Below are 395 nucleotides of genomic sequence, written 5' to 3'. Positions count from 1 at the left end.
AACACGGGCGGCACTGGCACGTCTCCGACCGATCCGAGCACCGGCACAGGTGACACGGGCGGTACCGGCACGTCTCCGACGGACCCGAGCACGGGCACGGGTGATACGGGTGGTACCGGCACGACGCCGACGGACCCGAGCGTGGGCACGGGTGACACGGGTGGTACCGGCACGACGCCGACCGATCCGAGCACAGGCACAGGTGACACGGGTGGTACCGGCACGACCCCGACGGACCCGAGCACGGGCACAGGCGGCACGGGTGGTACCGGCACGTCTCCGACGGACCCGAGCACGGGTACGGGTGATACACAAGTCCATGTCGAATTGACGTTGACACCGGCCCTGGGGCTGGAGGATCAGCCGATCGGCCTGTCGATCGCGGCGGGCCTGGT

The 395-nt window shown here is 69.9% G+C and carries 1 protein-coding gene; it reads left to right on the top strand.

All coding sequences use genetic code 11. From position 1 onward, the window contains the following. On the top strand, positions 1 to 395 hold a 395-nt coding region (locus tag ACM9LZ_RS26045; protein WP_416622403.1), incomplete at both ends, for a hypothetical protein.

Source organism: Niveispirillum fermenti, assembly GCF_048066175.1.
Taxonomy (GTDB): domain Bacteria; phylum Pseudomonadota; class Alphaproteobacteria; order Azospirillales; family Azospirillaceae; genus Niveispirillum; species Niveispirillum fermenti.
The sequence above is the reverse complement of the archived record's forward strand: the minus strand, read 5'-3'. Positions and strand labels throughout refer to the sequence as shown.